Source organism: Mesorhizobium sp. M4A.F.Ca.ET.050.02.1.1 (assembly GCF_003997725.1).
In the GTDB taxonomy this organism is placed as follows: Bacteria; Pseudomonadota; Alphaproteobacteria; order Rhizobiales; family Rhizobiaceae; genus Mesorhizobium.
Map to the genome: position 1 here is coordinate 1 of NZ_RZSG01001380.1, position 685 is coordinate 685.

Below are 685 nucleotides of genomic sequence, written 5' to 3' on the forward strand. Positions count from 1 at the left end.
CTACAAGGTGCTGCACGAGCAGAACGTCATCCTCTCGGTGGTGACCGCGCCGCAGCCGGTGGTGCCCGACAGCGACCGCGTCAAGATGGAGACGGTCAACGAACTGTTCATGCGGGTGACGCTGAACTTCGGCTATATGGAGCAGCCCAACATCCCGCGCGCGCTGGCGATCTGCCGTAAGCAGGGCTGGAAGTTCGATATTATGACGACGTCCTTCTTCCTGTCGCGGCGTTCGCTGAAAGCCTCTCCCAATTCCGGCATGCCGCTGTGGCAGGACCGGCTGTTCATCGGCCTGGCACGAACGGCGGCGGATGCGACAGAGTACTTCCAGATCCCAACCGGACGCGTGGTCGAGATCGGCACGCAGGTGGCGATATAGAGAAAGGCCGCGCCCGCAAGGAGCGCGGCCTTCACAGTTGTGACCGCGTGCTGCCGCCTCAGCCGGCGAGCGCTGCCTTGTTCGCCTCGAGGAACTGCTTCAGCGACTTCGGCTTGCGTCCCGACAGCGTCTCGATCGCGTCCGTCACCATGGAGATGCGGCCGGAGCGGGTGTTGGCGTCGAAGGAAACGATGACGCGGGCGAACTCCTCGGGAACGCCGGCTGCCTTCACGCCCTCGGTCAGGGCCTCGTCGGGCAACTGAATGACTTCAAGCGGTTTGCCGGTGACCTCGCTAACGAGGGCGG

General features: G+C 64.1%; 1 protein-coding gene and 1 pseudogene. One reads left to right on the forward strand and one right to left on the reverse strand.

Annotation, left to right across the window (positions count from 1 at the left end; genetic code table 11):
* Nucleotides 1–379, forward strand: a 379-nt coding sequence (locus EOA33_RS37635) for a KUP/HAK/KT family potassium transporter (protein WP_348628302.1), incomplete at its 5' end; no start/stop codon positions are given.
* Between the two features lie 58 nt (nucleotides 380–437).
* Here EOA33_RS37635 and EOA33_RS37640 read toward each other — a convergent pair.
* Nucleotides 438–685: pseudogene (locus EOA33_RS37640) on the reverse strand (SDR family NAD(P)-dependent oxidoreductase); the annotation flags it as partial.